Source organism: Haloleucobacter albus, assembly GCF_052492075.1.
On sequence record NZ_JBQWAS010000028.1, the window covers coordinates 192463 to 216318 of the forward strand.

A 23856-nucleotide genomic window follows, 5' to 3' on the forward strand; every position below is an offset into this window, starting at 1 on the left:
CATGCGCGCACCATCCTTCTGGTGGCGACGCGGAGTTCTCTCCCGCCTGCTGGCATTTCCGCTCTGGCCCATTGGGGCGCTCATTGGGCGCATCACCCTGCGGCGCATGAAAAAACCGGGGCAGAGCGTACCCGTGCCCGTTATCTGCATTGGCAACCCCACCGTCGGTGGCGCCGGCAAAACCCCCACGGCCATTGCCTGCATCAATCATCTGCTGCATCAGGGCGCGCATCCCTTCGCCCTCTCCCGAGGGCATGGCGGCTCTGCAAGAGCCCCCCTTCTGGTTGAATCCAACCAGCATGGGCCGGAACGGGTGGGGGATGAAGCCCTGCTCCTGGCACGTCATGCCCCCACTCTCATTTCCGGCGGTTCAAACCGCCACGCCGCCGCACAAATGGCGCAGGCTCAGGGCGCGACCCATATCATCATGGATGATGGCTTCCAGAATCCCAGCCTTGTGAAGGATGTATCCATTCTGGTGGTGGATAGCGTGGTGGGCGTCGGCAACAACCACATATTGCCCGCCGGCCCCCTGCGCGCGCCACTGGCACCCCAGCTTGAGCAGGCCGATGCGGTTCTGCTGATTGGCCTCAAGGGAATGGAAGAAGGCGAGCCCGGCTACGACGTGGCGCAACTGGCCCGGCAACATGGCTGTGCGGTTCTGCGTGGCCATCTGGAAGCCGACCCGGCCACGGTCACCGCCTTGCAGGGCATGAAGCTGCATGCTTTCGCCGGTATTGGCCGCCCTGAAAAGTTTTTCAATACGCTGCGCCGAGTGGGGCTGGATGTCGCCTCAACCCGCGCCTTTCCCGATCACCACCCCTTCACGCCCGAGGAAGTGGAAGTCATGGTGCAGAATGCAGCGCGGCAGCGCGCGCTTCTGGTCACGACGGAAAAGGATATGGCGCGGCTCTCCGGCCAGACATTCCGCCTGCTGCGCCAGCGTATCGCCTGCCTGCCGGTGCATCTGGTTCTGGATGATCCAGCCGAGCTTGACACCCTGCTGGAAACAGCCGCGCAACGCGCCGCAGCCCGCATGGCGGTTTCAGCCTCGCGCGCTGCATCCTGACGAGGCGTAATCCTCAGTGACGATCCTCAGGCACCGGGCGTCCGGTTTCCTGCACACGCGCCATCACGGCTTCGGGGCTGGCATAAGCCTCCTGAAGATCGACGCTCCAATAATGCAGCTCATCCAGCGGAATTACCTGCCCCGTCACCGCGCAACGCACGAAACGACCGGGGCGGACGATGCGAAAATCGCCGTCCATATATTGGAGCTGCGCTTCGCCATTGGCATCGGAGAAGGGTTCAAAACGGTTCATGAAAGCACGCAAAATCCCAAATTGACCGAATAAAGATAGTGCCTCGCGCAAGCGGGCGAAAGGGGTTGCAGGCTCTTTCATGGCTGCCCTTCCTGCCCGGACAACCTTGCCGGCCCATATCCACGAGACAGGCGGCGCAGTTCAATGATCGCGCCTGGAAGGCGGGGCCTGTTCAATAGGGTCATCATGCCATCTCAGAGATCAAACAGGGTCGGCCCTTCATTCACCGGCTTGCGACGGCGCGCCGAACGAGCAGCCGGGCGCGGCCCCTGCGGTTGATCCCGCGCCGCCACCTCCCCAGAGGCGGAAGGTGGCACATCTCCCGCCCCATCCAGCGCCAGCACCGGGCGGCGCCCATCGGCAAACTGAAGCTCCACCCGTGCACCGGGAGCCAGCGCGGCGGCGCGGCGCACAGCCGCCCCCGTTTCATCGCGCACCAGAACAAAGCCGCGATCCAGCACTCCCTGATAGGACAATGCCTTGAGCAACTGGGCAAGCCCGGCCAGATGACGCGCGCGATCATCCATCTGCCGCGCCAGCGTACGGCGAGCGCGCTGCATATCGGTGGCGATCTTCTCCCGCTGGCGACGCCAGTCACGCCGCTGCACCTGTCCGGCAGCGGCAAATCGGGCCTCGCGGGCATTGAGCCGATCCCGCGCCCGGTCCAGCCGGCCCCGCAGCGCCTCTGGCGAAAGCCGGGCCGACGCACGGGTGAGGCGCAGGCGATGCGCGCCTGCATTGGCTTTCAACGCGCGCGGCAGCCGATCCGCCACCTGATCGAAACGCTGGCGCGGAATGGCCAGAAGATCCTCGGCCCGCGGCAGCAGACGCACCAGCGCCCTCATGTCGGCCCGTCGCCGCTCCAGCAGGCGCACCGGGGCAGCCCGCAGCCGCGCCCCCAGCCCCTCCACCGTCGCGATCAGATCGGAACGCACCGGCACCACCATTTCAGCGGCGGCCGTAGGCGTAGGCGCGCGCACATCGGCGGCGAAATCAATCAGGGTTACATCGGTTTCATGGCCAACGGCTGAAATGAGCGGAATGGCGCTTTCCGCCGCCGCACGCACCACTTCCTCATCGGAAAAACCCAGCAGATCCTCCAGAGAGCCACCGCCACGGGCCACCACCAGCACATCCGGCCGGGGAATCGCGCCCCCTGCCGGCAAGGCATTGAAACCGCGAATGGCCTCTGCCACTTCCGCGCCGCAGGTCTCCCCCTGAACCCGCACTGGCCACACCAGCACATGACGGGGGAAACGATCCGCCAGACGATGCAGAATATCCCGGATTACCGCACCCGTCGGCGATGTGACCACGCCGATCACCCGTGGCAGGAAGGGCAACTCCACCTTACGGGCGGGGGCGAACAGGCCCTCGGCCGCCAGCCGGCGCTTGCGCTCTTCCAGCATGGCCATGATGGCCCCTGCTCCGGCGAATTCGAGCGATTCGATCACAATCTGGTAGCTGGATTTGCCGGGATAGGTGGTAAGCCGGCCAATCGCCACCACTTCCAGCCCCTCTTCCGGGCGCACGCGAAGGCGATTGAAGACACCTTTCCACACCACCGCATCCATGCGCGCGCCGGCGTCCTTGAGCGAGAAATAGGCGTGCCCGGAGGAATGCGGACCACGATACCCGGAGATTTCGCCCCGCACCCGCACATGGCCAAATGCATCTTCCACCGTGCGTTTCAGCGCCGAAGACAGCTCCGACACGCTCCATTCCGGAGCATTGGCCCGTCCGTCTCCTGCCTGCGTCATCGAATCAACCTGCCCTGTGTGAACCCATGAGAGAGCATAGCCCCAGCCCGGCCCATGCGGCGAGCGCAGAACCGGGGACTTGTTTGGAAGGCTCCAAGCCGATAGCCAGAACAACGAGATCAGGGAGCCAAGGCAAGGGGAAGGCAACGCATGAACATTCTGCTGCTCGGTTCGGGGGGGCGTGAACACGCCCTCGCATGGAAACTGGCCCAAAGTCCCTCCATGGGGCAGTTCTATGCCCTTCCGGGCAATCCGGGCATTGGCCAACATGCAGAGCTGATAGAGGGCATTCCCCTCTCGGCCCATGATACGCTGGTGACCTGGTGCAAGGATCACGGCATCGAAATGGTGGTGGTGGGCCCCGAGGCCCCGCTGGTCGCCGGCCTGGTGGACCGTCTGGAAGCTGAAGGCATTGCGGCTTTCGGCCCGCGCGCGGCTGCCGCTCGGCTGGAAGGCTCCAAGCTGTTCACCAAGGAGCTGTGCAAGGCCAACAACATTCCCACCGCCGGCTTTGCCCGCTGCACCAGCCTTGAAGAGGCCGAAGCCTATATCCGCAAGGAAGGCGCGCCCATCGTGGTGAAGGCCGACGGGCTGATGGCCGGCAAGGGCGTGGTGGTGGCGATGACGCCAGAAGAAGCCATCACCGCCGTGGAACAGGTGTTTACCGGCGGCGGCACGGAAGTGCTGATCGAGGAATTCATGGAAGGCGAGGAGGCCAGCCTCTTCTGTCTGGTGGATGGCGAAACCGTTCTGCCCTTCGGCAGCGCACAAGATCACAAGCGCGCCTTTGACGGCGATCTGGGCCCCAATACCGGCGGCATGGGCGCTTATTCCCCCGCCCCGGTGCTGACGCCCGAGCTGGAACAGCGCGCCATTGAAGAGATCATCCGCCCCACCGCAAAGGCCATGGCCGCAGCCGGCACCCCTTACCGCGGCGTGCTCTATGCCGGGCTGATGCTGACCCAGCATGGCCCCAAGCTGGTGGAATACAACTGCCGCTTCGGCGACCCGGAATGTCAGGTGTTGATGCTGCGCTTTACCGGCGATCTGGTGGATGTGCTGCATGCGACAGCCACCGGCCGCCTCGCCGAGATCACGCCCTCATGGTCTGATGAACACGCCATGACCGTGGTCTATGCTTCGCGCGGCTATCCCGGCCCGCATCAGATCGGCAGCGAGATCCGGGAACTGGATGCGGCGGAAGCCGAACCCGGTGTACGGGTGTTCCAGGCCGGCACCAGAATGAAGGGCACCGCACTTGTTTCCAATGGCGGGCGCGTGCTGAATGTGACCGCCACCGGCGCAACCCTCGGCGAAGCGCAAACACGAGCCTATGAAGCCATTGCCCGCATTGACTGGCCCGATGGCTTCTACCGTACGGATATTGGCTGGCGCGCTCTGGGCCAGCCGGCCAAGGCTGCCGACTGACAACACAACAGACGGCACAAGCCGCCCCGATCTCCTCGACCAGATCTCATGGCGCAGGCCATGCCGGCTTTTGTCGGCATGGCCTGTATCAGCACGGAGGAAACGCCATGTCCCAGGATGCACTCCCCAAGGACACTCTCCCCAACGCCGCATCAGCATCCGCAAACGCAAAGCCTGATGCAGCACCGGCCCGCCGTCCGCGCGCGCCCTTGCCCCGCCTTGAGGATTTTCCGGGCCGGGCCTTCGATACGATTCGCTTTGGCGATACCGACAAGTTCGGCCATGTGAACAATGCCGTCTTTTCCACCTTTCTGGAAACCGGACGCGCCATGCTGCTGATGAACAAGGAAGCCCCCATTGGCCCGGAAGGCGCTTCATTTGTCATCGTAAGGCTGGCCATGGATTTCCGGGCGGAATTGATGTGGCCGGGCGAAGTACAGATCGGCACCCGCGTGTGCAACATTGGCCGCAGCTCTTTCGGCATGGATCAGGCCATCTTTCAGGGTGAGCGGTGCGTGGCCACGGCGGAAACCGTGATGGTGATGTTCGACACCACCCAGCGCAAACCCATGCCGTTGGAGGAAGACACCATCGCCGCCCTCAACCGTTTCTGCTGAAATCACATCTATTGCAGAGTCGGATAGCCCGGCAGGGTCCAGCTCCCCAGTTGCGGAGCCGGGCCCCCAGCCCCCGGCCGGATCTGCCCCGGCACCCCATAGCGCCGATACAGCGCCTGCGCCCGCCTGTGGTTGCCGGCAATGAGGCACAGCGCCCGCCGCTCAAAATTGCCAATGCCCCGCGGGCCTTCAAAGGGGGCCACGCTCTGGCAATCATAATTGCGAAACATCACGAAACGATGTTGCGCCTCTTCCAGAAGATTGCGCCAGGCATTGCGCTGGACAGCGGCCAGATCCTCCCGCCGGGAGATAACCGTGAGCGCATTGGTGAGCGCAACGTCCAGCGCCTTCTCACTGGTCTGGGTCGCATCAAACAGGCAGCGGTTGTAGGCGCGCGGGGAAATCTCATCACGCGGGCACAGCGCTTCACCCATCCCGGCCGCGCTGCCCTTCTCTTCCCCATCTTCCGCAGCCTCTGAAGCGGGCACACGGCCGGGCGGGCGCGAAGACATGCCAGAGGCCCGCAGAACATCCGCCATGCTTCGACCGGAACCGGCATGTGTCACAGGCCCATTTGCGGCCAGAGTGAGCCCTTCCTCAGCTCCGGCTGGGAAGGCTGCAAAACCGACGCAGAACAACAGGCACAATCCGGCCAGCCTCTTCACACGGCCCCATATCCGCCGGCGCGGCCTCACGCAGCCTCGGCAAAGGCGCGGATACGCTCCACCATGGATCGCAAGCCATTGGAACGCTGCGGGGTCAGGTGCCCTTCCAGCCCGATTTGCCGGAAGATGCCCAGAATATCCATATCCAGAATCTCTTGCGGCGTGCGCCCGGAAACCAGCAGCAGCAGCACCGCCACCAGGCCGCGCACGATATGGGCGTCAGAATCACCCAGAAATTCCAGAACCACGCCATCCGGGGTCTGCTTGCGCGCGCACACCAGCCATACCTGGCTGGTGCAGCCCTGCACCTTGTTGGCCTCGGTCCGCTCCTCTTCCGGGAAAGGTGTCAGAGATTTGCCCAGCTCGATCACATAGCGGTAGCGGTCTTCCCAATCGTCGAGAAATTCGAAATCCGCGACGAGATCGTCAATATTCATCACAATGGTCCTTTTGCGCAGCCATCCCGCCTTGCCAAACCCTGCAAGACCTGCCGCGCCATCCCTGCCATTTCTGCATGGATATGGCGCATTTTCAAGCGAAGTGAAGCACGGTCCGCGTGAAGAAAATGCGATCACTCAATGTGTTAGAGCGTTTCATCGCAATTGGGGCCATCCCGCTGCGGCAAGCCCCTTTCGCCACACAAAAAGGGCCGGCGCAGCGCCAGCCCGTTTCGCAAAGCAGCCCTGCAAGCCACTCGCCCGGCGTCAGCTTGGGCTGTAACCGCCCGGCGCAACACGCGCCGCACCTTCGCGCGGGGCTGGCTGATAGGGTGAGGACGCCCCCGCCCCCTGAGGAACGGCCTGCGGAACCACATGCGGGGCCGGCCCCACAGGCTGCGCCTTGTCTCCCCCGCCCCATTCGGGAGCAAGGTCATGCTGGGTCAGGCCCGCGCCATCCTGCGCCAGATTGGTGGGGGCAGCGGCCTGCTCGCTCAGGGTTTCGGCCAGCCACTGGGCTCCGGCCTGCGCCTTTTCCGTAAGATGGGCCACCATCTGCCCCCCTACGGCACACGCTTCCGGCTGGCGCTCACAGAAACCGCCGGCATCGGCAACCACAGCCTGAACGGCACCGAAGGCATCGAACATGCTGACATCTTTGCCGGTGGTGCCCTTCAGGCCCAGAGGCAGCAGCAGAAGCAGCAAGCCAATCCAGAAGGTCATACGCAACAGGAAGAACATCACACACTCTCGCATGGTGCGCTGCGCATGTTCCGCAGCGGCGTCATCATAACAGCCCGCCGCTGCGACATGGGGAAGGCCGCGGCCTCTTTCGCAAGACATCGTTAACGCTGGGGCCAGCCCATTGGCCCGCCTTAGCAATCGCTTAAAGGCCCCGTGGCACGGTTCCCCCATGGCCGGAAAGATACGGGGCGTTTCGCGCCGCCCTCTCCGGCCCACAAGAAGAACGGCGGCGGGCCTGCCCGCCGGAACGGATCTCCAGGAAGGGGGCGTGGTGGCTGAGTTCGGCATGAACGATTTGCGTAGTGCGCTCGGCCCCGCCGGCACGAATGCAGGCAGCAGCATGAATGCAAGCGCGATGAAGACTGGCGAAAATGCCGGCTCCGGCCTGGCCTTTCCCCGGCTGGCGACACTGGGGCGGCTGATGGCGCTCATTCTCGGCGGGCTGGGGGTGCTGGCGCTTCTCAGTTCCGGGGCGGTGCTGCTGGGGCAGGCTTCCGGCCTTCTGGTGGGCGACCCGATTGATTCCTTCTTCCTGCTGGGCGTCGGCCTGCTGTGCGGAGCATTGGCCGTGCTTTCCACCGGGCTCAGCCTTGCCGCCAAAGGCGCCAGCGAGGCAGAACTCGTCTCCGGCTCCACACTTGTCACCCTTCATGATGCCCAGGGCACAGCCATTGTGGTGGAGCGCCATGATGGCCCCTTCGCACAAAGCGCAGAAGCCACATTGCTGGGGATGCCCCTGTTCGAGCGCGTTCAGGTGGCCGACAGGCCGGCCTTCATGGCGGCGGTACGCAGCGCGGCGGCAGGCTCCATGGCTGTGAGCTGTGATGTGCGCCTGCGGAAAGACAGCGCATCCGGGCTGGTGCATTTTCTGCCGCTGACCATCCGCGCCATTCCGCTTGCAGAACCTGCCGCTTCCGGTGCGCAGGTGCGCGTGGTGTGGCGTGAGGCCAGCGTCCCGCTGCATCAGGTGGAAGCGGAAGTGCGCGCCCGCGCCGATGCGGAAGAGGCCAATGCCGCCAAGAGCCGCTTTCTCGCCGCCATGAGCCATGAGTTGCGCACGCCGCTCAATGCCATTCTGGGTTTTTCCGAACTGCTTTCCACAGAGGCCGGCGCCGCGCTGGAAGATGAACGCAAGGCGGAATATGCCCGCATCATTCATGAAAGCGGCCAGCATCTGCTGGGGCTGGTGAATGATATTCTCGATCTTTCCCGCGTGGAGGCCGGGGCCTATCTGCTGGAGCCGGAACCGCTCGATATGGCCGAGCTGGTGGAAAGCTGTACCCGCATGCTCAAGATGGATGCCGAGCGCGCCGGCGTGCGTCTTCAGACCGCGCTGGATGGCCGCCTGCCCCCTCTGACCGCAGACAAGCGCGCTTTGCGCCAGATTGTGCTCAACCTCATTTCCAATGCGCTGAAATTCACGCCGGAGGGCGGCCGGGTGCGGGTGAGCATACATCGCACAGCAGACCAGATGATGTTGCGCGTGCGCGACAGCGGCCCTGGTATGCAGCCGGATGAGGTCGCCCGGCTTGGTGAACCCTTCTTCCAGGCCGGAGACCGCGCCCAGCAAGCCCGTGGCAGCGGGTTGGGGCTGGCTGTGGTGAAGGGGCTGGTGAAGCTTCATCAGGGTGAATTCCGGGTCGACAGCTCGCCCGGTCGCGGCACCTGCGTCACCATCATGCTCCCGCGCACGCAAGCCGCCGGCGCAGCAGCCACCAGGGCCGTTTCCGCAGCCGAGGCCACAAACAGGGTGGCTGGGGCCGCCATTCTGGCTTCTCCCGTCGCCGCGCAACTGGCCCAGAGCCTTTCACACACATCATCTCAGGAAGACGGGCCACTGGAAAATGGCGCGCCGCCGGCCGGGCTGGATGGGAAGAGCGTGATCTCCCCCTTCCCCACCCAGAAGGGCGCGGAAGCCACCTCCGCTGAACCCCGCACGAGGAAAATGGCATGAGGCTCCATCACGCTGCCGAACCGGATATCCAGCTTGCCGCGGATGAAGAGCGAGACCCCCACCATGGTGCCGGGCGCGGACTGCGCTTTCTGGATCTGTGCGCCAGCGCCATTCTGGTGGCCGGTGCACTGGCCGTTCTGGGCAATGCCCTGCTGCTGCAAACCCCGCGCACAAGCCTGGCGACAGCTGGCACGACAGGGGGCGAAGCCACCTCCATTCCCCTACCCCGCGCCACGCCGGAACAAGCCCATGGCGGGCAGAAAGATCTGGGCTACCTGGTCTCCAGCACACCGGTGGTCGACATGTCCTCCGTCATGGTGCCGGTCAAGCCGGATGAAACAGATGTGAAGGGGCTGACAACGCCCCGTCGCATGTCCACACAGCGCATCTCCGCACCCACCACCTCGCGCCAGCAGGTGAACGGGCAGGGCTGGACCGCCCGTGGCGCATCTCCTGCCATTTCCGGCCCGGTGGACCCCATTCCGCGCCCGCCAGCCAATGTGGGGCCAGCCAGAGCCGGTTCCGGCGTCACGCTTCCGCCGCAGGCCCTTCCCACCTCGCCCCGCACCTATGCCGTACAACGCGCCCTGGCCCGGCTGGGCTATGGCCCGCTGAAGGTGGATGGCGTGGAAGGCGCGCAGACCCGGCAGGCTATCCAGCGTTTCCAGAGCGATCGCCGCCTGCCGGTGACCGGGGAAGTTGACGCCCGTCTGTTGCAGGAGCTCTCCGCCGTTTCCGGCATGAGGCTACAATAATCCCCGGCCACACCGCGCCGGAAGGAGGAAGCCATGCGGCTCAAGAGCGAAATTTTTGTCTCGGCCCTGTTGCGCCGCGCCCAGGTAGAAGGTGCCTATGGGCTTGTGGCGCGGCGCGGTTCGGAAGAGGCCGGCGCCATTTTCGTGAAAGTGAATGCGCTGGATGGCACCGCCGCCCTCTATGGCCCTGCTCTGCAAGGCGCCTTCGGGGAAGACCATCCGGCAGATCGCAAATTCTCCATTCTCGTGCCCCCCGGCCAGCCGGAGGCAGAGGCTGATGCGCGCCTACAGAAGGAAATCCGCTTCGATCCCGATCTGTGGGTGGTGGAGCTGGAAGACAGGCAGGGCCGCCACTTTCTGGATCTTGCGCACGATTGAACCCGGCTGGGCCAAACACCCCATCTTGTGATGAAACCATTCCGGCCTGCCAGCGTTGAGCCCATGAGAGCCCTGCCGCATGGCCGGGGGCAATGGCAGGTTGCGTTTCTTCCCGAAGCTGAAGCCCGCACATGAAGAACCGCCCTGCCCCACAAATGGGAGCAGCAGATGGGTACGGTTCTTTTCTTCCCCGCCTCAGGCACCCCCACATGCGGCACAGCCATGCCAACGGCACCACCAAAGCCGCGCCCGGCCTCCCGCTCCATGGCCATGGAAGGACCGCGCGTGGTCATCCTGCCTGTGGTGCGGATCGAACGCCACATACAGGGCAAGACACCCGCAAATATCCTCTCTCCCCACTTCAGCCCGCCCGGCCATGCAGGCGGAAGCGCCGGCCAACCGGACAGGGAGCCGCCCGTTCCGGCCTGAGATTCAGCACAGGACAGAACGAAGGGGAAAGATCAATCGGCCGGTGCCAGATCCGTGGACGGAGCCATGGATCTGGGAGATGGCGTACAGCTTGCCCGCTCCAGCATGTGGCGGATCTGCCCATGCAGGCTCGGGCTGCTGACAAAGGCCCGTACCGCAATGATGCCACGCGGCACCGGCGCAACAATGATGAGCCGGTCCGCAGCCGTGATGGTTTCATCCTCTGGCAACACCGCCTTCTGCTCCGCCGTCATCAGATCGAGCTCAATTTCCTCTTCTTCCCGGACGGCGTCGGGAGGGGCAGCCAGTTCCGGCGCGCGCGCGGCAGCCTTGTCCGTCAGCGCATAAAAGGCCAGCCCCTTGTCCGTATAGAAGGAGACGGAGACATAATCGGAGGTCGCCGGCACCTGCACTTTCAGCGGCTGGGAGGCAATATCGAACAGGCAAATGGCAGTGATGAAGGCCGGGTCCATCATGGGCAGCGCCATATGCTGGGGCGTGGGGTCGGCCAGTAGCACCATCTCATTCTGTCCAGCCAGACCGGAAAGCCGCGCATAGGCTCCGCGCTCCGCCACAGTGGGCATCAGCAAAATCGAGACGATATGCGTGATGCCCGCCAGCACCACGGCAAAGGCCAGCGGCAGAAGCAGCCAGCCCGGTTGCAGCAGGTGCCAGAACCGCGCGGCGATAGCGGAAGCCGATGCGCGCCAGCTCGCCAGCCCGCGCCGCTTGCGACCTCTGCTCCTGTGCGTTTGAGCAGCATCATATGAGGACGGCAGATGCAGCTTCACGGGCAATGTTCCTGCACGATTGCGGGCAAGGCGCTGCCACCCTCCGCCTCTGAAAGGAAGGCGAAAGGCGCATCATGCAGCCGCAAGGCCAGTTGCAGCCGGGTGCGCGCCCCGGTGGGCAGCCAGTTGCCCGGCCGGGCGCGCGGAGACAGCACCATTTCCACCGCGCCATCCGGGCGATAAACCACTTCGGAGCTGGTGAAGCCATAACGCCGGGCATCATTCGCGATAAGCCGGCCTTCATGATCCATCACCGTCAGCGTCCACAGCCGCGCGGAGGGCAGCGTTCCACGAATGCGGATCTCGCAGCGTCCATCCAGCGCTGCGCCATCATCATCGGCTGTGGCGAAAAACATCAGCCCATCCGCCAGCTCCAGCGGCAAATCCCCGGAATGGGCAATGGCGGCACGGGCATAAGGGTCGGCATTCACGGTGCCGGCCCGTGGCCAGCTCTGCCAAGGGCCAATGCTCACCCTGTCCAGCCCGCGCGAGCTGGCCACCATGTACCAGGTGCCCCCCAGCCCCAGAAGGATGGCGGCAAGCAATGTGAAGAGCAAAGGCAGCAAACGCACGGCAAGGCCCGAAAACACGCCTCCTCCCCGGAGGCGACCGTATGCTACACGAGCCGCGCCCGGCACGCAGCCTCACCATGAAAAAGGCCACGCGTACATGCCGCGTGGCCTTGATCCACCCCAAGAACCGGGCGCGCGAAAAACCTCCGGCCTCAGCCAGCCAGATCGCGCTTGTCGGCCACGGTGGAATCCGCATTCAGGCGATAGATAATGGGTGCACCCGTGCCCAGCTCGCGCTTGATGATGCTTTCCGGCGTGTGCTTCTCCAGCACCATGATGAGCGCGCGCAGCGAATTGCCATGCGCAGCCACCAGCGTGCGCTCACCGCGCAGCACTGCCGGCAAAATCTCCTGCACATAATAAGGCAGCGTGCGGGCCACCGTATCGCGCAGGCTTTCGCCGCCGGGCGGGGGCACATCGAAGGAACGGCGCCAGATATGCACCTGCTCCTCACCCCATTTCTCGCGGGCGTCATCCTTGTTGAGGCCGGAAAGGTCGCCATAATCGCGCTCGTTCAGGGCGATGCTCTGTTGCGGCTTCAGATCGGACTGGCCCATCGTATCCAGAATGAGCCCGCAGGTACGCTGCGCCCGACCCAGACAGGACGTGAAAACAGTATCAAAGCGGAGACCTTCAGCCTTCAGCTTCTCACCCGCCCGGATGGCTTCCGCCACGCCCTTCTCGGTCAGATCCGGGTCGCGCCAGCCGGTGAAAAGATTCTGTAGGTTCCATTCGCTCTGCCCATGGCGAACGAGAACAAGAATACGATCGGACATTGAAAACTCCCGGCGTCTTTTCAGAAATCGGCAAGGCCGAGCACATCGGCCATGGTGTAGAGGCCCGGTGCGCGCCCCTTCGCCCAGCGCGCGGCTGCCAGCGCGCCACGGGCGAAGATCATGCGATCCTCGGCCTTGTGGGTCAGTTCGATCCGCTCGGCCGGGCCTGCAAACATCACCGTATGTTCGCCCACCACCGTGCCGCCGCGCAGGGCCGCAAAGCCAATATCGCCGCGCTTGCGCGCCCCGGTGATGCCGTCACGCCCGCGATCAGAGCAGGCTTCCAGATCCACCCCGCGGCCTGCCGCCGCCGCCTCGCCCAGCAACAGGGCCGTGCCGGAGGGTGCATCCACCTTGCGATTGTGGTGCATCTCGACGATCTCGATATCGAAATCCTCATCCAGCGTGGCCGCAACCCGGCGAGTGAGCGCGGCCAGAAGGTTGACCCCCAGGCTCATATTGCCGGACTTGACGATCGCCACCTGAGCCGCAGCCGCCGTGATGGCGGCATTTTCCTCAGCGGAAAAGCCCGTGGTGCCGATAATATGGGCGATGCCCGTACCGGCGAGGCGCTGCGCCATGGCTACGGTGGCGGCCGGCGAGGTGAAATCAATCACCACATCCACATTCGCCAGCACGGCACTGTCCTGCATCTCAACCTGGACGCCCAATGCGCCGACACCGGCCAGAAGGCCCGCATCCTCGCCCAGATGGCTGCTGCCGGCATGCTCCAGCGCACCCGCCAAAGTGAGATTTTCATCATCATGAATGGCGCGGATCAGCGTGCGGCCCATGCGGCCACCGGCCCCGGCAATAATGATGCGCAGCTTCGACATGCGTTCTGCTCCCTGTGCCCCGCGTTTCGGCTCGCGCATGCAAGCGCCTCACATGGCGGCACATTTGCGGAAAAATCAGGCCCGCAGCCGGCAATGATTCGCCAGCCCGGAAGTTGCTGCGAGCGATAGCACGGGCGACGGGCCATCACACCCCCACATGGCATGGGCCTGCAAGATGGCGCGTGCAAGATGCCCCCGAAAGAAAGCCTCAGGCCCCTTCCAGCTCCGCCACGATCTGTTCCACCGCCGCACGCGGGTCTGCCGCCGCAGTGATGGGGCGGCCGATCACCAGATAATCCGCACCGGATTTCACTGCCTCGTGCGGGGTGGCGATACGCTTCTGGTCGCCCACCGCCGCTCCGGCCGGGCGCACGCCCGGTGTCACCACCAGCCGGTCCGGCCCCAGAATGGTGCGGACCATGGTGGCGTCAGTAGGGGCGCAGACCACGCCGGCAATACCGCTTTCACGGGCCTGCGCCGCGCGCAGACGCACCGTTTCCGTCACCCCGGCTGCATAGCCGGCGGAGGAGAGATCCGCATTGTCATAAGAGGTGAGCACGGTCACGCCCAGCACCTGAAGCCCGGAGCCCGCCGCGCCACGCGCAGCCGCCGCCATGGTCTGCGGATAGGCATGCACGGTCAGCAGGCTCACACCGCGCGCTGCCGCAGCAGCCGTGGCCTTTTCCACCGTATTGCCGATATCATGCAGCTTGAGATCGAGAAAAACCTTGCGGCCAGCCTGTACCAGCTCATCCACCAGCTCCAGCCCGCCGGCGATGGTGAGTTCGAGCCCCACCTTGTAGAAATCCACCGTATCGCCCAGCATGCGCACCAGCGCGCGGGCCTCATCGGGGTGCGGATAATCGAGCGCGACGATGATGCGCTCACGCGCCGCCAGCCTGTTATGCTTCTCGCTCATGCCCATTTCCTCACATCCGGCCGCAGGTTGCCCGCGCGTCACCTTATGAAAAAGCGGGCACGGCTGACCGTACCCGCCCGCAACATTCAGGATCATCCCATCCCGGCAGAACAGCTCAGGGACGGTGATAAACCCACACCCGCGCCGGGGGAACATTCATCCACACGCGCGGAGAAACCTTGCCCTCGATCTTGCCCGGCACCAGCGGCACCGGCGTCACCACCGCATAGGTGAACTGCACGAAGGGTGCACCCGGATGGCACAGATCAAACGCCTCATTCACCATGCGATGGCGCTCCTCCACCGGCATGGTGAAGAGCGGCAGCGAGGAAATAACGCCAGCAGCCCGACTGGGCAGGCAGCCATTCAGCGTCTTGTCCATCGCATAGGCATCGCCCTGAATGACCGTGACGCCGGGATAGCGCTGGCGCAGCAGGGTGCAGAATTCGGGATTATATTCAATGAGGAACAGCCGCTCGGGCGCAAAGCCCCGCTCCAGCAGCGCCTTTGTCACCGGCCCGGTGCCCGGCCCCAGCTCGATGACTGGTCCTTCGGAATGCGGGTCGAGATAGCTCGCCATCATGCGGGCCAGCCCCGGACTGGAGGGCGACACCGCGCCGGTCTTCAGAGGGTTGGTGATCCAGGAATGCAGAAAACGAACATGATCGCTGATGCGCGGCTTCTTGCTGGAGCTGCGCGGTTCCTGGGCATTCAACATCAGGGGCACCTCGATCGCCCGGTCATGGCCGGGGTAGCTGGGCGATAGACGGGAATGCAGGCCCGGTCAAGGATTTCCCGCATTCCGATAGGACAGGCAGCGGCCCTTTCCGGGCAACCCTTCCTGCGTGTCACATGGGGATACACCCATCCGTCACACCGTGTTGTGACAGCAGGGCATGGCAGATGCGCACATTATAGATATGCACATGACTTGCGCCTTCACTGGCGCAGCCAGCCCGAAAGCGCACAAGCGTGCGCCCCCGGCGGCTTGTGCGGCAATAGACTAGACGCCCTCGCCCGCCCCCTGGAAGAACTCCTTCACCTTGCCGAAGAAGCCGCTTGATTCAGGGTGCGTCTCGCCCGAACATTCCTTGTCGAACTCGGCCAGCAATTCCTTCTGGCGCTTGGTGAGCTTTTGTGGGGTTTCCACCACCACCTGCACATACATATCGCCAAAAGAATGGCTGCGCAGAATGGGCATGCCCTTGCCAGCCAGACGGAAGCGCTTCTGGGACTGGGTGCCCTCCGGGATCTTCACCCTGGATTTCTCACCGCTGATGGTGGGCACTTCCACGGAACCGCCAAGTGCCGCCGTGACCATGGAAATGGGCACACGGCAATACAGGTCCGCCCCTTCACGCTGGAAGAAGGGGTGAGGCTCGATGGAGAGGAAGATATACAGATCTCCCGCAGGCCCGCCCCGCACACCGGCCTCGCCCTCGCCGCTGAGGCGAATGCGGGTGCCATCTTCCACGCCTGAGGGTATCTGCACCGAGAGCGTGCGCTCCTTGGTGACACGGCCCGCGCCGCCGCAATCCGGGCACGGATCTTCAATGACACTGCCGCGCCCCTGACATGAAGGGCAGGTGCGTTCCAGCGTGAAGAAGCCCTGAGCATGGCGAATCTTGCCCGCGCCACCACAGGTGCGGCAAGGCTTGGGCTGGGTGCCGGCCTTGGCCCCGGTGCCATTGCAGGTTTCGCAGGAGACGGAGGCGGGAATCTTGATCTGCGCCGTCTTGCCGGCGAAGGCTTCTTCCAGCGTAATATCCATGTTGTAGCGCAGGTCCGCCCCACGCCCGCGGCCACCGCCGCCGGCTGCGCCACCGCGCCCGCGACCCATTGTACCGCCGAACAGATCATCAAAGATATCAGCGAATGAGGAGGCAAAATCATTGCCGAAGCCGGGGCCGCCCGGCCCGCCTGCGCCGCCATTCTCGAAGGCCGAATGACCGAAACGATCATAGGCCGCGCGCTTTTGTGGGTCTTTGAGAACCTCATAGGCCTCATTGACTTCCTTGAAGCGGATTTCGGCCTCGGGGTTGTCCTGGTTCCTGTCCGGGTGCCACTTCATGGCCAGCTTGCGGTAGGAGGATTTCAGCACCACCTCATCCGCGCCGCGGTCGCACCCGAGAACTTCGTAATAATCACGCTTGGACATGGTTGCTCTTCATCCGTCGCCACCAGCCCGGCCTGCACACCGGCCCGGTCTCTGCCGCCCATTACGCATTCTGCCTGATGCACCTTGAGGCATGGCCCCGGAGCAGCACACAGAACAGGCCCGGCAGTTGGGTTTCAAACAGCAGCCTGATCCGGTCCGAAAATGGCACCCGACGCCATATCGCCCGAAAGGACCTTGTGACCTGCGCACATTGCCGGCCTCATCCCCGTCATCTTTCTGCGGCGCACGCCTGAAGCAATCAGGGCGAAGGCAGAAACAGGAGCGGGCGTATTTCCGGGCCCTTGGCAATGTGACCCGAACGGCTGCGAATCACTCATATACAGAAGCTCTCCGGGCCGTAGCCCGGAGAGACAATGCGTTTTGCGCTGCAAGACAGCAGACGTCAATCAGGAAGACTTCTTCTTGTCGTCGTCAACTTCGGTGAACTCAGCGTCCACCACGTCATCTTCCGCCTTCTTGCCGGCATCCGCAGAGGGCTCATCACCATCCTGCTGAGCCGCATACATGGCTTCACCCAGCTTGAGCGAGGCCTGAGCCAGCGCCTGGGTCTTGGCCTCGATGGCTTCGGCGTCATCGCCTTCCACCGCGGTCTTCAGCTCGGCCAGAGCCGCCTCAATGGCGCCCTTGTCAGCCTCGCCCACCTTGTCACCGTGCTCGGACAGCGCCTTCTCGGTGGAGTGGATCAGCGCCTCGGCGTGGTTCTTCGCCTCGACAGCCGCCTTGCGCTTCTTGTCCTCTTCGGCGTGGGATTCGGCATCCTGCACCATCTTCTCGATGTCGGCGTCAGAGAGGCCGCCGGAAGCCTGAATGCGGATCTGCTGCTCCTTGCCGGTGCCCTTGTCCTTGGCGGAAACCTGCACGATGCCGTTGGCGTCGATATCGAAGGTCACTTCCACCTGCGGCACGCCGCGGGGCGCCGGCGGGATGCCGACGAGATCAAACTGGCCGAGGATCTTGTTGTCCGCAGCCATTTCACGCTCACCCTGGAAGACGCGGATGGTCACCGCCGTCTGGCCATCTTCCGCCGTGGAGAACACCTGGCTCTTCTTGGTGGGGATGGTGGTGTTGCGGTCGATCAGGCGGGTGAACACACCGCCCAGCGTCTCAATACCCAGCGAAAGCGGGGTCACGTCGAGCAGCAGCACATCCTTCACGTCGCCCTGAAGCACGCCACCCTGGATCGCGGCGCCGATGGCCACCACTTCATCCGGGTTGACGCCCTTGTGGGGTTCCTTGCCGAAGAACTGCTTCACAACTTCCTGCACCTTGGGCATGCGGGTCATGCCGCCGACGAGAACCACCTCGTCGATCTGCCCGGCGGTGAGGCCGGCATCCTTCAGCGCCTTCTTGCAGGGCTCGATAGTGCGCTGAACCAGATCTTCCACCAGCGCCTCGAACTTGGCGCGGGTCAGCTTCATGGTCAGATGCTTCGGGCCGGAAGAATCGGCGGTGATGAAGGGCAGGTTGATTTCGGTCTGAGCCGCAGACGACAGCTCGATCTTGGCCTTTTCCGCAGCTTCCTTCAGGCGCTGCAAGGCCAGCTTGTCGTTGCGCAGGTCAATGCCCTGCTCCTTCTTGAACTCGTCCGCCAGATAGGAGACGAGCCGCATGTCGAAGTCTTCACCACCGAGGAAGGTGTCACCATTGGTGGACTTCACCTCGAACACGCCGTCACCGATCTCGAGGATGGAGACGTCGAAGGTGCCGCCGCCAAGGTCATACACGGCGATGGTGCCGGCCGACTTCTTGTCGAGGCCATAAGCCAGGGCGGCCGCAGTCGGCTCATTGATGATGCGCAGCACCTCAAGACCGGCGATCTTGCCAGCGTCCTTGGTGGCCTGACGCTGGGCGTCATTGAAGTAGGCCGGAACCGTGATGACGGCCTTTTCCACCGTCTCGCCGAGGAAGGCTTCCGCGGTTTCCTTCATCTTCTGAAGGGTGAAGGCGGAAATCTGCGAGGGCGAATATTTCTTGCTGTCCGCTTCCACCCAGGCATCGCCATTGTCGGCGCGCACAATGTGGTACGGAACGAGATCCTTGTCCTTCGCCACGGTCGGATCATCAAAGCGACGACCGATCAGGCGCTTCACCGCGAAGATGGTGCGTTCGGGATTGGTGACGCTCTGGCGCTTTGCGGGCTGGCCCACGAGACGCTCGCCATCTTCCGTGAAGGCGACGATGGACGGCGTGGTGCGCGCACCTTCAGCGTTTTCGATAACCTTGGGGGAGGTTCCCTCCATCACCGCAACGCAGCTGTTGGTGGTGCCCAGGTCGATACCAATGATCTTGGCCATTCAGTTTCTCCTTGCCGGCAGACCGACCGGGCCATGTCAGCACCCGTTGAAGACGACAGCGGGCCCCACCCGCTGCACGCCTGCCGGCCCCCTTGCCAAAAATTGGGGTTCGTCGTGTGCACGACGATCGAGGCGGATATAGGGGGGGTGATATGGCGCTGCAAGGCATGCTAGCTGGCAGTTCTGTGCTTTTTCATTCTCGCGCGAGGGCATTTTTCATGGCCACACCCGAAACCAACGGCACAACGGCCACCTCCATCCCCGGCATGGGGCAGGTGGTCCAGATGCAAAAAACCCGCAACCATGCCGTTCTGCTGATTGTGGATCTGCAAGTGGACTTCCTGCCCGGCGGCACGCTGGCTGTGCCAAACGGCCATGAGGTTGTGGGCGTTGCAAATTATGCCGCGCGCTTTTTCCCCAATGTTGTTCTCACACAGGACTGGCACCCGGAGGGCCACATCTCCTTCGCCAGCAGCCATACCGGCAAGGCCCCGTTTGAAACCATCACCCTGCCCTATGGCGAACAGGTGCTGTGGCCAGAGCATTGCGTGCAGGACAGCCCCGGTGCGCGCCTGTCCTCCCGGCTGGATGTGCCCCATGCCCAGCTTGTTTTGCGCAAGGGCCACCATGCCGGCATTGACAGCTATTCCGCCTTTTTCGAGGCGGATCGCACCACGCCCACGGGCCTGGCCGGATATCTGCGCGAGCGCGGCATCACGGATGTTTACATCATGGGACTGGCGACGGATTTCTGCGTCTGCTGGTCGGCGGAAGATGCGGCACGGCACGGCTTTTCCACCCATGTGGTGGAAGATGGCTGCCGCGGACTGGATGTGAACGGCTCGCTGGAACAGGCATGGGCCCGCATGGAGGCGGCCGGAGTGAAGCGCGTAAGCCTTGACGATATTGCCGCGTGAGATACCCGGTGATGTGAATGCAAAGCGGGCCCTTCCGGGCCCGCTGCACAAGAGGCGTCTTTTCAGAGAACCGGCACGGCAAATCGCCCGCCAGTGAAGGCCGAGCCCTCAGTCCTCGTCTTCATCCTCATCGCCCTCTTCGGCGGTCATCCAGCCCATGGATGCACCTGTGGCATCCGCCACAATGGCGATGCGCCCAATGCCCGGCACATCGAAGGGCTCACGCAGAACCTGCCCGCCGGCAGCCACCAGCTTTTCCAGCCGGGCGTCAATATCATCCACATTGATGTAGCTGAACCAGTGCGGCGGCACGGAAGGCGGCACCATGCCGGTCTTGTCCATCAGGCCGGCCACGGGTTCATCATCCATCATGGCGACGAAATAGGAGCCCTCTTCGCCTTCCATGGGCATTTCCTGAAAGGTCCAGCCCAGCGTTTCCGCGTAGAAGGCCAGCGCCTTCTCCACATCGTCGGTCAGAAGTTCATTCCAGTAGAATTTGCCATGATAAGACATCACGCCCTCGTCAGACATGGACCTCTCCCCCAGTTGGCCGGGCGCATCTCAAGACCGCGCGGCTCATGCTCACGCTGCGTTTAGAGCATCTTTGTGTTGCGCTGTCCTGAAAATATGTTCCGATATCCAGAAGGCCTGTGACATGGCGCGCCCGTTCTACGACACGGGCGAAATGCAGGCTGCCGGAGACCGCGCCCCGACGCCCCGCAGATGGAGCCCAGCATGACGCGCCTTGTTCCCGCTCCCGGTGCTTTCTGGTTTCCCGGCGCACTGGACCGGACGGCGCAGGAAGCGCTTCTGGGAGAGATCCGGGCGATTCTGGCCGAGGCTCCGCTTTTCACCCCCACCATGCCGCGCACCGGCAAGAGCTTCTCCGTCCGCATGAGCAATTGCGGGCCACTGGGCTGGGTTTCAGATACGGCCGGTTATCGCTACCAGAGCTTTCATCCCCAGACCCGCCAATCCTGGCCTCTTATGCCGGCCACATTGCTGGAAATCTGGGCACGCTTCACCGCGCCGGAAACCCGCCCGCCGGAAGCCTGCCTCATCAATTACTACAGCCCGGATGCCCGCATGAGTCTGCATCAGGATCGCGATGAAGATGATCTCACCGCCCCGGTGCTCTCCATCTCGCTGGGGGATACCGCCCTGTTCCGTCTGGGCGGAGAGGAGCGGCACGCACCAACCCAATCCTTCCGGCTGGAATCGGGAGATGTTTTCGTGCTGTCCGGCCCCAGCCGGCTGGCTTTTCACGGAGTAGACCGGATTTTTCCGTCCTCATCCACCCTGCTGGCCGAAGGCGGGCGCTTCAATCTCACCTTGCGACGGGTTCATGTGGACTGAAACAGTCTGAAAATGTCCTGAACTGTCATGTCGCATCAGATAAAAGCGAAATATTCAGCTTTCAGGCCCTCACAAAACGGCCCCGCCCTGTTTTTGCAACAATACTGCCATTGTTTATCTGGTGATTTGATATTGTCGGGTTGCGCGCAGCCCGGCCCTGACCCGGAGTTGCCCATGTTTTCTGGCGCCACTGTGCCCGGTACCGCCTCTTCAGCTTCCGCAGCACCCTGCACCACCCGCTCCGGCCTCATCCGTCTCGGCCTTTCCCGGCTGGCGATGGTGGCGCTTGGCGCCTGTTTGCTGTGGAACAGCCCGGCCCTGGCGGAAGACATCACCTATCCACGCGGCTCGGTGGTGGGCATGGTGCCACCGGCCGGCATGGTGGAAAGCAACAAGTTCAGCGGCTTCGAAAGTGAGAAGCTCAAGGCTTCCATTCTCATCGTCGACCTGCCGCCTGAAGCCTATCCGCAGGTCGAGGCCGGCTTTACCGATACCGCGCTGGCCGCCAAGGGCATCCGCGTCACCTCCCGCACGCCCTTCAAGCTGAAGAACCTGCCAGATGCGAAGGCCGTGCTCATCAGCGGCACCCAGACAGCCGGCCCGCTGACCGCGCATAAATGGATACTGCTGGTGGGCACGGACATGCTCACCTCTCTGGTAACGGTGCAATCAGCCAATGGAGAAGGCGACAAGCTGAGTGATGCGGATGTGCGGGCGGCGCTCTCCACCCTCTCCTTCCGCTCCCCTCAGGATCAGGTCGCCGCCCTGCCCTTCACCATGAAGGATCTGGCCGGCTTCCGGGTGCTGCGCACGCTGGGCGGCACCACAGCCATTCTCACTGAGGGGCCGGATAATATTCTGGAGGGCGCCAAGCAGCCCTATTTCGTGATTTCCGTCGCCCCCGGCGCACCGCGAGAAGATGAACGCCGGCAATTCTCCATCCGCGCCCTGGCCACAGTTCCGGGCCTGAAGGATGTACGCATCGAGCGGGCCGAGCCGCTGCGCATCAATCAGGTGCGCAGCTTCGAGATCATGGCCAATGCGGTGGACGCCAAGACCGGAGAGCCGGTGAAGGTGGTGCAGTGGATTCGCTTCGGCCAGACCGGCCATCTGCGCATGGTCGCCATCACCCGGAAAGATGATTTCCCGGATCTGTATCCGCGCCTGCGCGCCATCCGTGACGGGGTGGACGGGCGCTGAAATCCGAAGGTCGGCGGAAGGGAGCCCCCTTCCGCACAGGCCGCATTCTTTCCGCAGGGCATCCGGGGGGCGTTTCCAATGTCACGTCCGGGGATTATGTTAGGCACATGAGCACCTCCGCATCGTCGCATGCCCCCTCCCGGCATTCTGCCTCTTCCACCTCCACAGATGACGGCCAGAACAGCTTTCTGCTGGCTGGCACGCAGGTGAAGGCCCCGGCCCTTTCACCCGGCCTGCATGTGGTGGCCACCCCCATTGGCAATCTGGGAGACATCACCATTCGCGCGCTGGAAACACTGGCCGGCGCGGATGTGATCGCCTGCGAAGACACACGCATGTCGCGCCGCCTGCTGGAACGCTATGGCATTTCCACCCCTCTGGTGCCCTATCACGATCATAATGGAGCCAGCGCCCGCCCGCGCCTGCTGGCGAAGCTGGAGGCCGGGGAGCGCGTGGCGCTGATCTCCGACGCCGGAACGCCGCTGGTGTCGGATCCCGGTTACAAGCTGGTGGTGGAAGCCGCCCGCGCCGGCCACAAGGTACACCCTCTGCCGGGCGCATCGGCCCTGCTGGCAGCTCTAGTGGCCGCTGGCCTGCCAACCGATTGCTTCCTGTTCGATGGGTTTCTGCCCCCCAAGGCCGGGCAGCGACGCAATCGCATCACGGCGCTCGCCAATGTGCCGGCAACGCTGGTGTTTTATGAAAGCGGGCCGCGACTGGCCGAAAGCCTGTCAGATCTGGCGGCGAAGCTGGGCCCCCGCCCCGCCGCTGTCTGCCGTGAACTCACAAAGACCTTCGAGGAGGTTCGGCGCGAGACACTGGATACACTCGCCGCCCATTATGCCGGAGCCGATGCGCCGAAGGGTGAAATCGTGCTGGTGGTCGGCCCGCCACTGGAAGAAGCAGCGGGTGACGCCGATGTGGATGCGGCCCTGACCCGCGCTTTGGCGCAATCTTCCCTCAAGGATGCGGTGGCGGCCGTCACCGCCATGACAGGACGCCCCAAGCGGGATGTTTACGCCCGCGCCCTAGCCCTGACCGAGGGGCGCAAGGCCACCTCCGCCCCGGCAGAGCCCGAGAATGGCTGAAGCCGCCACACCGCCCGGCCAACCCGGAATCTCACCGGATACGCCCGAGGCGCGGCAGGCGCGGAACAGGCGTGCTGCCCGTCGCGCCGCCAATGCCCGCGGTCTGGCCGGAGAAGAGCAGGCCGGCACATTTCTCGCCGCGCAAGGCTTCAGTCTTCTGGCCCGCCGCCTGCGCACACCCGCCGGGGAAATCGACCTGATCGCCCGCAAGGGTGATCTGCTCATCTTCTGCGAGGTGAAGCAGCGCACCAGCGTGGATGCGGCGGCCGCATCCCTCAGCCAACGCCAGCGTGGCCGCATTGTCGCGGCAGCAGAATGTTTCCTCGCCAGCCAGCCGGAACTGTCCGGGCTCGATATGCGCTTTGACGCCATACTGATCGCCCGCAATGGTGCCTTGCGCCACCTGCCCGGTGCATTCGACTGTACGGGCTGAACACCC

The 23856-nt window shown here is 63.9% G+C and carries 26 protein-coding genes; 12 read left to right on the plus strand and 14 right to left on the minus strand.

Annotation, left to right across the window (positions count from 1 at the left end):
• Nucleotide 1: 1 nt before the first annotated feature.
• Nucleotides 2-1069, plus strand: coding sequence for a tetraacyldisaccharide 4'-kinase (gene lpxK / locus ACT6QH_RS10830; RefSeq protein WP_444974840.1), 1068 nt, complete (start codon nucleotides 2-4; stop codon nucleotides 1067-1069).
• 13 nt (nucleotides 1070-1082) lie between these two features.
• On the opposite strand, the gene ACT6QH_RS10835 is transcribed toward lpxK, so the two are convergent.
• Both ACT6QH_RS10835 and xseA read right to left on the minus strand, forming a co-directional pair.
• Entirely contained in the window at nucleotides 1083-1322 is a 240-nt protein-coding gene (locus ACT6QH_RS10835; RefSeq protein ID WP_444974841.1) for a DUF2093 domain-containing protein, read from the minus strand.
• A 194-nt stretch (nucleotides 1323-1516) separates the two neighbouring features.
• Complete coding sequence (gene xseA / locus ACT6QH_RS10840) at nucleotides 1517-3082, minus strand: exodeoxyribonuclease VII large subunit (protein WP_444974842.1); 1566 nt, start codon at nucleotides 3080-3082, stop codon at nucleotides 1517-1519.
• 150 nt (nucleotides 3083-3232) lie between these two features.
• Between xseA and purD the strand changes: the two genes are divergently transcribed.
• A complete protein-coding gene (gene purD / locus ACT6QH_RS10845; RefSeq protein ID WP_444974843.1) occupies nucleotides 3233-4510 on the plus strand; it encodes a phosphoribosylamine--glycine ligase in 1278 nt (425 codons plus the stop codon).
• A 107-nt stretch (nucleotides 4511-4617) separates the two neighbouring features.
• Nucleotides 4618-5127: an acyl-CoA thioesterase gene (locus ACT6QH_RS10850; protein WP_444974844.1), complete on the plus strand. Its 510-nt coding sequence runs from the start codon at nucleotides 4618-4620 to the stop codon at nucleotides 5125-5127.
• A gap of 8 nt (nucleotides 5128-5135) precedes the next feature.
• On the opposite strand, the gene ACT6QH_RS10855 is transcribed toward ACT6QH_RS10850, so the two are convergent.
• From ACT6QH_RS10855 to ACT6QH_RS10865, 3 genes are all read right to left on the minus strand, one after another.
• Nucleotides 5136-5666, minus strand: coding sequence for a lysozyme inhibitor LprI family protein (locus tag ACT6QH_RS10855; RefSeq protein ID WP_444974845.1), 531 nt, complete (start codon nucleotides 5664-5666; stop codon nucleotides 5136-5138).
• Between the two features lie 152 nt (nucleotides 5667-5818).
• A complete protein-coding gene (locus tag ACT6QH_RS10860; RefSeq protein WP_444974846.1) occupies nucleotides 5819-6229 on the minus strand; it encodes a SufE family protein in 411 nt (136 codons plus the stop codon).
• 267 nt (nucleotides 6230-6496) lie between these two features.
• Nucleotides 6497-6985: a DUF5330 domain-containing protein gene (locus ACT6QH_RS10865; RefSeq protein WP_444974847.1), complete on the minus strand. Its 489-nt coding sequence runs from the start codon at nucleotides 6983-6985 to the stop codon at nucleotides 6497-6499.
• Nucleotides 6986-7259: 274 nt separating this feature from the next.
• Here ACT6QH_RS10865 and ACT6QH_RS10870 point away from each other — a divergent pair, with 274 nt between their 5' ends.
• The 4 genes from ACT6QH_RS10870 (at nucleotide 7260) to ACT6QH_RS10885 (ending at nucleotide 10489) form a co-directional block, all read left to right on the plus strand.
• Nucleotides 7260-8927 (plus strand): sensor histidine kinase, encoded by a 1668-nt coding sequence (locus ACT6QH_RS10870; RefSeq protein ID WP_444974848.1) that lies wholly within the window; start codon nucleotides 7260-7262, stop codon nucleotides 8925-8927.
• Nucleotides 8924-9682, plus strand: a complete 759-nt coding sequence (locus ACT6QH_RS10875) for a peptidoglycan-binding domain-containing protein (RefSeq protein WP_444974849.1) — start codon at nucleotides 8924-8926, stop codon at nucleotides 9680-9682. The genes ACT6QH_RS10870 and ACT6QH_RS10875 overlap by 4 nt, the downstream gene beginning before the upstream one ends.
• A gap of 33 nt (nucleotides 9683-9715) precedes the next feature.
• Nucleotides 9716-10060: a DUF1491 family protein gene (locus tag ACT6QH_RS10880; RefSeq protein WP_444974850.1), complete on the plus strand. Its 345-nt coding sequence runs from the start codon at nucleotides 9716-9718 to the stop codon at nucleotides 10058-10060.
• 168 nt (nucleotides 10061-10228) lie between these two features.
• The gene (locus tag ACT6QH_RS10885) at nucleotides 10229-10489 is read left to right on the plus strand and encodes a hypothetical protein (RefSeq protein ID WP_444974851.1); all 261 of its coding nucleotides are present in this window, start codon (nucleotides 10229-10231) and stop codon (nucleotides 10487-10489) included.
• A 32-nt stretch (nucleotides 10490-10521) separates the two neighbouring features.
• Here ACT6QH_RS10885 and ACT6QH_RS10890 read toward each other — a convergent pair whose 3' ends face one another.
• From ACT6QH_RS10890 to dnaK, 8 genes are all read right to left on the minus strand, one after another.
• Entirely contained in the window at nucleotides 10522-11280 is a 759-nt protein-coding gene (locus ACT6QH_RS10890; RefSeq protein ID WP_444974852.1) for a DUF1254 domain-containing protein, read from the minus strand.
• Nucleotides 11277-11870: a DUF1214 domain-containing protein gene (locus ACT6QH_RS10895; protein ID WP_444974853.1), complete on the minus strand. Its 594-nt coding sequence runs from the start codon at nucleotides 11868-11870 to the stop codon at nucleotides 11277-11279. The genes ACT6QH_RS10890 and ACT6QH_RS10895 overlap by 4 nt, the downstream gene beginning before the upstream one ends.
• Before the next feature lie 134 nt (nucleotides 11871-12004).
• Complete coding sequence (locus tag ACT6QH_RS10900; RefSeq protein WP_444974854.1) at nucleotides 12005-12628, minus strand: 2,3-bisphosphoglycerate-dependent phosphoglycerate mutase; 624 nt, start codon at nucleotides 12626-12628, stop codon at nucleotides 12005-12007.
• Nucleotides 12629-12648: 20 nt separating this feature from the next.
• Entirely contained in the window at nucleotides 12649-13464 is an 816-nt protein-coding gene (gene dapB / locus ACT6QH_RS10905) for a 4-hydroxy-tetrahydrodipicolinate reductase (RefSeq protein WP_444974855.1), read from the minus strand.
• A gap of 208 nt (nucleotides 13465-13672) precedes the next feature.
• Complete coding sequence (pyrF, locus tag ACT6QH_RS10910; RefSeq protein ID WP_444974856.1) at nucleotides 13673-14383, minus strand: orotidine-5'-phosphate decarboxylase; 711 nt, start codon at nucleotides 14381-14383, stop codon at nucleotides 13673-13675.
• A 115-nt stretch (nucleotides 14384-14498) separates the two neighbouring features.
• Nucleotides 14499-15101: a class I SAM-dependent methyltransferase gene (locus ACT6QH_RS10915; protein WP_444974857.1), complete on the minus strand. Its 603-nt coding sequence runs from the start codon at nucleotides 15099-15101 to the stop codon at nucleotides 14499-14501.
• 285 nt (nucleotides 15102-15386) lie between these two features.
• Nucleotides 15387-16541 (minus strand): molecular chaperone DnaJ, encoded by a 1155-nt coding sequence (gene dnaJ, locus ACT6QH_RS10920; protein WP_444974858.1) that lies wholly within the window; start codon nucleotides 16539-16541, stop codon nucleotides 15387-15389.
• A gap of 407 nt (nucleotides 16542-16948) precedes the next feature.
• Nucleotides 16949-18856 (minus strand): molecular chaperone DnaK, encoded by a 1908-nt coding sequence (dnaK, locus tag ACT6QH_RS10925; RefSeq protein ID WP_444974859.1) that lies wholly within the window; start codon nucleotides 18854-18856, stop codon nucleotides 16949-16951.
• Nucleotides 18857-19122: 266 nt separating this feature from the next.
• Between dnaK and pncA the strand changes: the two genes are divergently transcribed.
• Entirely contained in the window at nucleotides 19123-19773 is a 651-nt protein-coding gene (gene pncA / locus ACT6QH_RS10930; RefSeq protein ID WP_444975145.1) for a bifunctional nicotinamidase/pyrazinamidase, read from the plus strand.
• 108 nt (nucleotides 19774-19881) lie between these two features.
• Here the strand turns inward: pncA and ACT6QH_RS10935 are convergent, their stop codons facing one another.
• Nucleotides 19882-20304, minus strand: a complete 423-nt coding sequence (locus ACT6QH_RS10935) for a VOC family protein (RefSeq protein WP_444974860.1) — start codon at nucleotides 20302-20304, stop codon at nucleotides 19882-19884.
• A 204-nt stretch (nucleotides 20305-20508) separates the two neighbouring features.
• On the opposite strand from ACT6QH_RS10935, the gene ACT6QH_RS10940 reads away from it, so the two are divergent.
• The 4 genes from ACT6QH_RS10940 to ACT6QH_RS10955 all read left to right on the plus strand — a co-directional run bounded on the left by ACT6QH_RS10940 (nucleotide 20509) and on the right by ACT6QH_RS10955 (nucleotide 23850).
• Complete coding sequence (locus ACT6QH_RS10940; protein WP_444974861.1) at nucleotides 20509-21129, plus strand: alpha-ketoglutarate-dependent dioxygenase AlkB family protein; 621 nt, start codon at nucleotides 20509-20511, stop codon at nucleotides 21127-21129.
• A gap of 174 nt (nucleotides 21130-21303) precedes the next feature.
• The gene (locus ACT6QH_RS10945) at nucleotides 21304-22329 is read left to right on the plus strand and encodes a hypothetical protein (RefSeq protein ID WP_444974862.1); all 1026 of its coding nucleotides are present in this window, start codon (nucleotides 21304-21306) and stop codon (nucleotides 22327-22329) included.
• Between the two features lie 107 nt (nucleotides 22330-22436).
• Nucleotides 22437-23417 carry a 16S rRNA (cytidine(1402)-2'-O)-methyltransferase gene (gene rsmI, locus ACT6QH_RS10950; protein WP_444974863.1) on the plus strand — a complete coding sequence of 327 codons (981 nt, stop codon included), beginning with the start codon at nucleotides 22437-22439 and terminating at the stop codon, nucleotides 23415-23417.
• A complete protein-coding gene (locus ACT6QH_RS10955; protein WP_444974864.1) occupies nucleotides 23410-23850 on the plus strand; it encodes a YraN family protein in 441 nt (146 codons plus the stop codon). The genes rsmI and ACT6QH_RS10955 overlap by 8 nt, the downstream gene beginning before the upstream one ends.
• Nucleotides 23851-23856: the final 6 nt, after the last annotated feature.

What these genes read in the sequence shown, in the direction of transcription:
- ACT6QH_RS10900 (WP_444974854.1), bottom strand. Translation starts at nt 12,628, where the DNA reads ATGTCCGATCGTATTCTTGTTCTCGTTCGCCATGGGCAGAGCGAATGG.
- ACT6QH_RS10875 (WP_444974849.1), top strand. Translation starts at nt 8,924, where the DNA reads ATGAGGCTCCATCACGCTGCCGAACCGGATATCCAGCTTGCCGCGGAT.
- ACT6QH_RS10855 (WP_444974845.1), bottom strand. Translation starts at nt 5,666, where the DNA reads ATGGCGGATGTTCTGCGGGCCTCTGGCATGTCTTCGCGCCCGCCCGGC.
- ACT6QH_RS10945 (WP_444974862.1), top strand. Translation starts at nt 21,304, where the DNA reads ATGTTTTCTGGCGCCACTGTGCCCGGTACCGCCTCTTCAGCTTCCGCA.
- ACT6QH_RS10885 (WP_444974851.1), top strand. Translation starts at nt 10,229, where the DNA reads ATGGGTACGGTTCTTTTCTTCCCCGCCTCAGGCACCCCCACATGCGGC.
- dapB (WP_444974855.1), bottom strand. Translation starts at nt 13,464, where the DNA reads ATGTCGAAGCTGCGCATCATTATTGCCGGGGCCGGTGGCCGCATGGGC.
- ACT6QH_RS10850 (WP_444974844.1), top strand. Translation starts at nt 4,618, where the DNA reads ATGTCCCAGGATGCACTCCCCAAGGACACTCTCCCCAACGCCGCATCA.
- ACT6QH_RS10915 (WP_444974857.1), bottom strand. Translation starts at nt 15,101, where the DNA reads ATGTTGAATGCCCAGGAACCGCGCAGCTCCAGCAAGAAGCCGCGCATC.
- rsmI (WP_444974863.1), top strand. Translation starts at nt 22,437, where the DNA reads ATGAGCACCTCCGCATCGTCGCATGCCCCCTCCCGGCATTCTGCCTCT.
- lpxK (WP_444974840.1), top strand. Translation starts at nt 2, where the DNA reads ATGCGCGCACCATCCTTCTGGTGGCGACGCGGAGTTCTCTCCCGCCTG.
- ACT6QH_RS10935 (WP_444974860.1), bottom strand. Translation starts at nt 20,304, where the DNA reads ATGTCTGACGAGGGCGTGATGTCTTATCATGGCAAATTCTACTGGAAT.
- ACT6QH_RS10955 (WP_444974864.1), top strand. Translation starts at nt 23,410, where the DNA reads ATGGCTGAAGCCGCCACACCGCCCGGCCAACCCGGAATCTCACCGGAT.
- purD (WP_444974843.1), top strand. Translation starts at nt 3,233, where the DNA reads ATGAACATTCTGCTGCTCGGTTCGGGGGGGCGTGAACACGCCCTCGCA.
- ACT6QH_RS10940 (WP_444974861.1), top strand. Translation starts at nt 20,509, where the DNA reads ATGACGCGCCTTGTTCCCGCTCCCGGTGCTTTCTGGTTTCCCGGCGCA.
- ACT6QH_RS10865 (WP_444974847.1), bottom strand. Translation starts at nt 6,985, where the DNA reads ATGCGAGAGTGTGTGATGTTCTTCCTGTTGCGTATGACCTTCTGGATT.
- ACT6QH_RS10860 (WP_444974846.1), bottom strand. Translation starts at nt 6,229, where the DNA reads ATGAATATTGACGATCTCGTCGCGGATTTCGAATTTCTCGACGATTGG.
- ACT6QH_RS10880 (WP_444974850.1), top strand. Translation starts at nt 9,716, where the DNA reads ATGCGGCTCAAGAGCGAAATTTTTGTCTCGGCCCTGTTGCGCCGCGCC.
- dnaK (WP_444974859.1), bottom strand. Translation starts at nt 18,856, where the DNA reads ATGGCCAAGATCATTGGTATCGACCTGGGCACCACCAACAGCTGCGTT.
- dnaJ (WP_444974858.1), bottom strand. Translation starts at nt 16,541, where the DNA reads ATGTCCAAGCGTGATTATTACGAAGTTCTCGGGTGCGACCGCGGCGCG.
- xseA (WP_444974842.1), bottom strand. Translation starts at nt 3,082, where the DNA reads ATGACGCAGGCAGGAGACGGACGGGCCAATGCTCCGGAATGGAGCGTG.
- ACT6QH_RS10835 (WP_444974841.1), bottom strand. Translation starts at nt 1,322, where the DNA reads ATGAACCGTTTTGAACCCTTCTCCGATGCCAATGGCGAAGCGCAGCTC.
- pncA (WP_444975145.1), top strand. Translation starts at nt 19,123, where the DNA reads ATGGGGCAGGTGGTCCAGATGCAAAAAACCCGCAACCATGCCGTTCTG.
- pyrF (WP_444974856.1), bottom strand. Translation starts at nt 14,383, where the DNA reads ATGAGCGAGAAGCATAACAGGCTGGCGGCGCGTGAGCGCATCATCGTC.
- ACT6QH_RS10870 (WP_444974848.1), top strand. Translation starts at nt 7,260, where the DNA reads ATGAACGATTTGCGTAGTGCGCTCGGCCCCGCCGGCACGAATGCAGGC.